Raw genomic sequence first — 4,527 nt, forward strand, 5'->3', positions numbered from 1 at the left:
GTCCGGCACCAGCACGGCCACCGAGAAGTACGCGCTGACCAGGTAGGACACGATCGCCTTCTCGTCGATGCCCATGAACCGGGCGTTCAGGCCCGGCTGCACCTCGTCCGGGATGCCCGGCTGGTGCAGGCCGATCACGCCGTTGTCCTGCTCGCCCACCCGCATGGCCAGGATCGAGGTGGTGTGCTGCGGGCTGATCGGGACCTTGTTCGACGGCAGCAGCGGGACGCCGCGCCACGTGACCACCTTCGTGCCGTCCACGTCCGCCGTGCCGGGGTAGAGGCCGCGCTTGCTGGCCTCCCGGCCGAACGCGGCGATCGTGCGCGGGTGGGCCAGCATGAACGCCGTCTTGCGCCGACGGGACAGCAGCTCGTCCAGGTCGTCCGGGGTCGGCGGCCCGCTGCGGGTGTGGATGCGCTGCTTGAGGTCGGCGTTGTGCAGCAGCCCGATCTTCCGGTTGTTGATCATCTCGTGCTCCTGGCGCTCGCGCAGGGCCTCGATGGTCAACCGCAACTGCTGCTCGGTCTGGTTCATCGGGTGGTTGTAGAGGTCCGCGACGCGGCTGTGCACCCGCAGCACGGTCTGCGCCACCTCCAGCTCGTACTCCCGCGGCGACAGCTCGTAGTCCACGTACGTGGCCGGCAGGTCCGGCTCGCCCTCGTGGCCGGAGGCGATCTCGATCTCCGCCTCGCCGTGCTTGTTCTGCGGCTTGCCGGTGGCGCTCAGGAACGCGTCGATGTGCGCCCGCAGTCCCGGCGCCCGCTCCTCCAACTCCCGCACCGAGCGCCACGGCAGCACGAGCGCGATCACCGGCGTGACCGCCTTGGCGGTGAAGTCCCACTCCGACCCGGAGCCGAACAGCACCTCCTGGCCGAAGTGGTCGCCGTCGGCCAGGGTGTCGAGCACGGTCTGGGCGCCGTACTCGCCCCGACCGATCTTGTTCACCTTGCCGAGCGCGATGAGGTGGACGTCCTCGGCCGGCTCGCCCGAGGAGACCAGGACGTCACCCGGCTGGAACTCCCGCAGCCGGAACCGGTCGGCCAGCGCGGTCAGCACCTCGTCGTCGGTGAAGTCGCGCAGCACCGGCAGCTCGCGCAGCTCCTGCGGGATGACCCGGATGTCGGCGCCGGTGCTGGTGAAGCTCACCCGCCCGTCGCCGAGCGCGTAGGAGAGGCGGCGGTTGACCCGGTACGTGCCCGCCTGGGTGGTGACCCAGGGCAGCTTCCGCAGCAGCCACCGCGGTGAGATGCCCTGCATCTGGGGGGTGGACTTGGTCGTGCTGGCCAGGTTCCGCGCGGCCGCGGTGCCCAGACTCTGCCTCTGGTGCTCGACCTCTTCGGGGACGAGTCCGGGGTCTGTGACGGTCACTTCAGCTGCCCAATCTGATGGTCGGGGGTACTAGTCCTCGTGGCCGAGCTCGACGTGCTCGAGCACGCCCACCGCGTCGGGCACGAGGATCGCCGTGGAGTAGTAGGCGCTGACGAGGTAGGAGATGATCGCCTTCTCGCTGATGCCCATGAACCGCACGTTCAGGCCGGGCTGGTACTCGTCGGGCAGGCCCGTCTGGTGCAGGCCGATGACGCCCTGGTTGTGCTCGCCGGCGCGCAGCAGCAGGACCGAGCTGGTGCGGGTCCTGGTGACCGGGATCTTGTTGCACGGCAGCACGGGCACACCGCGCCACGCGGGCACGTGGTGGCCGTTGAGGTCGATGGTCGACGGGTAGATGCCGCGCTTGCTGCACTCGCGGCCGAACGCCGCGATGACCCGCGGGTGGGCCAGGAACGCCGTCGGCTCCTTCCACACGGTCGCCAGCAGGTCGTCCATGTCGTCGGGGGTGGGCGGGCCGCTGCGGGTGTGGATGCGCTGCTTGAGGTCGGCGCTGTTGAGCAGGCCGAAGTCGCGGTTGTTGACCATCTCGTGCTCTTGCCGCTCGCGCAGCGCCTCGATGGTCAGCCGCAGCTGCTGCTCGACCTGGTCCATCGGGTGGTTGTAGAGGTCCGCGACGCGGCTGTGCACCCGCAGCACGGTCTGCGCGACGCTGAGCTCCAGCTCGCGCGGCGCGATCTCGTAGTCGACGAACGTGCCGGGCAGGTCCGGTTCGCCCTCGTGGCCGGAGGCGATGTCGATCTCCGCCTCGCCGTAGGCGTTGGACCTGCCCCCGTTGTTGGCGTACCTGCGCTGGATGTGCGCGCGCAGGCCGCCCGCCTCGCCGTTGAGCTGCTCGAACACCTCCCACGGCAGCACCAGGGCGATCACCGGCGTGACGGCCTTGACGGTGAACTCCCACTCGCCCTGCGGGCCCGCGAGCACGTCGCCGCCGAAGTGGTCGCCGTCGGCCATCGTGCCGAGCACGGTCTGGGCGCCGTACTCGCCCTCACCGATCTTGTTCACCTTGCCGTGCGCGATCAGGTGGACCGCGTCCTGCGGCCGGCCCGCCTCCACGATCACCGCGCCCGGCTCGTACTCGCGCTGCTGGAACCGGTCCGCGAGCGCCACCAGGGCGTCGACGTCCTCGAAGCCGCGCAGCAGCGCCAGCTCGGTCAGCTCCTGCGGGATGACCCGGACGTCGGCGCCGATGTTGGTGAACGTCAGCCGACCGTCACCGACGGAGTAGCTGAGCCTGCGGTTGACCCGGAAGGCGCCACCCTTCGCCTCCACCCAGGGCAGGATCTTCAACAACCACCGCGAGGTGATGTTCTGCATCTGGGGGACGGACTTGGTCGTCGTCGCCAGGTTCCGCGCCGCGGCGGTGCCCAGGCTGAGCCTCGGTCGCTCGGTCTCCAAGTCCGAATCGGTCACAGTCACCGCGTACCGCCAATCGGGTTTTCGTCCAGTGGTTCGAATGACCGTAGTGAGTCCGAACGCACCACGGGAAGCGGCCGATGTGACGACACCCCGGAGGGTCAAAAAGGGACGTTGTGCCTACTCACCGTGGACGTCGTCCACCTGGCAAGTAATTAACGGGTGATCTTCAGAGGCGTGCGGCACTCATTCGAGGTGACTGGGAATTTCCTACTCAAACGGGTACTTTGTTCACCGCAAAGTGTCATTGCGTTCGGCATTTCCACCACCAGGTGGCTCTATTGCGCGAATGCGGCCTCGAGTTCACTCGGAAGTCGGTACGCCGAACGCCGACAACGACGAACGCGGTGCCGGTGTGGAACCGGCACCGCGTTCGTCGGGTGTGGGGCTCGGTGTGACGCCGCGGTCGCCCGCGACGCCGCACCTGGGTCTCGCCCGTCGGTCAGACGGAGTGGGGGCAGGTGTCCCGGTACTCCGAGATGAGCGTGCTGCGACCCGGCGCGGGGCACAGGAACTGCTCGTAGCGGGTGTCGTTGTCGATGAACCGCTTGAGCCACGAGATGCTGTACTTCGCGATCGTCGTGTTGGAGGTGTTGGGCGCGAAGTGCGTGGCGCCGTTCAGCTCCAGGTACGCCTTGTCCAGCGTCGACGGCAGCGAGGTGTAGAACGGCTCGGAGTGCGTCGCCACCGGCGCGACCGTGTCGGCCTCGGCGCCGACGACCAGGGTCGGCACCCGCACGCCGCTCCAGGTCTTGTCGGTGTGCCAGGCGGTCAGCGGGATCGCGGCCTGGAGGGCCGGGCGCTGCTCGGCGGCGCGCAGGGTGCCGCCGCCTCCCATCGAGTGACCCATGACGCCCAGCCGCGCGGCGTCGATCCGGGTCCGCACCGCGCTGCGCTCGGTCAGGTAGTCCAATGCGGCCAGGAGCTGGCTCGCCCGGCTGTCGGGCTGGTCGAGGGTGGTGTTGGTGTCGATGGTGAACACCACGAAGCCCTGCGACGCCAGGCGCGGGCCCAACCACGAGATGCTGGACTGCGTGCCGGTGTAGCCGGGGGAGATGGCGACCGCGCCGAAGGTGCCCTCGGCGGTGCTGGTCGGGTAGTAGATGGTGCCACCGCCGAAGCCGGTGACCAACAAGGAGGACACCGAGGTGGAGGCCGTGGCGAACGGGCCGCGCGACGCCTCGATGCTGGAGTTGGTCGGCGCGGGACCGCGCCGGTACTCGACCTCGGCGCTCGCCGGCGTCACGCCGACCAACGACAGGACCAGTGCGGGGACCAGCGCAGGGATCAGTTTGCGGAGTTGCACGTCGGTGTACACCTCGCTTGGCAGGGGGAACTACGGACAGCGATGACCCTGCGCCACGCCGTGACCGCTCCGCATCGGTGCAACCACCGGTCCCTGGTCCGAAAACTAACACTGGTAGATAATTTCCGCTCCACCTCTTCCGCCGGACCTGGACGTGCGGCCAGACTGGCCACATGCTGCGCGGACGTGACCGGCAGCGCGTCGCCGTCGACGCGTTGCTCTCCCGTGCCCGCGCCGGTCGCGGCGGGGCGCTGGTCCTGCGCGGCGGCGCCGGGTCGGGCAAGACCGCGATGCTCGCCGCCGCCCGGGAGGCTGCCGCCCGGGACGCCGCGACCGGCCGCGAGGTTCTGCTGTGCGTGGACGACGCGCACCTGCTGGAGGACACCGCCTGGCTGGTCGGGCTCGCCGCGGAGGCCGCG

Annotated in this window: 4 protein-coding genes; 1 reads left to right on the plus strand and 3 read right to left on the minus strand. The window is 69.6% G+C overall.

From position 1 onward, the window contains the following. The 3 genes from AB0G02_RS29345 to AB0G02_RS29355 form a co-directional block, all read right to left on the minus strand. Positions 1-1,368, minus strand: a 1,368-nt coding sequence (locus AB0G02_RS29345; RefSeq protein WP_360800147.1) for a family 2B encapsulin nanocompartment shell protein, incomplete at its 3' end; no start/stop codon positions are given. Positions 1,369-1,398: 30 nt separating this feature from the next. Beyond that, positions 1,399-2,805 carry a family 2B encapsulin nanocompartment shell protein gene (locus AB0G02_RS29350; RefSeq protein WP_360800150.1) on the minus strand — a complete coding sequence of 469 codons (1,407 nt, stop codon included), beginning with the start codon at positions 2,803-2,805 and terminating at the stop codon, positions 1,399-1,401. 439 nt (positions 2,806-3,244) lie between these two features. Continuing rightward, complete coding sequence (locus AB0G02_RS29355; protein WP_360800156.1) at positions 3,245-4,069, minus strand: alpha/beta hydrolase; 825 nt, start codon at positions 4,067-4,069, stop codon at positions 3,245-3,247. Between the two features lie 212 nt (positions 4,070-4,281). On the opposite strand from AB0G02_RS29355, the gene AB0G02_RS29360 reads away from it, so the two are divergent. Next, positions 4,282-4,527: AAA family ATPase (locus AB0G02_RS29360; protein ID WP_360800153.1), on the plus strand; the 246-nt coding region annotated here is incomplete at its 3' end.

The organism is Actinosynnema sp. NPDC023658 (genome assembly GCF_040639995.1).
In the GTDB taxonomy this organism is placed as follows: Bacteria; Actinomycetota; Actinomycetes; order Mycobacteriales; family Pseudonocardiaceae; genus Actinosynnema.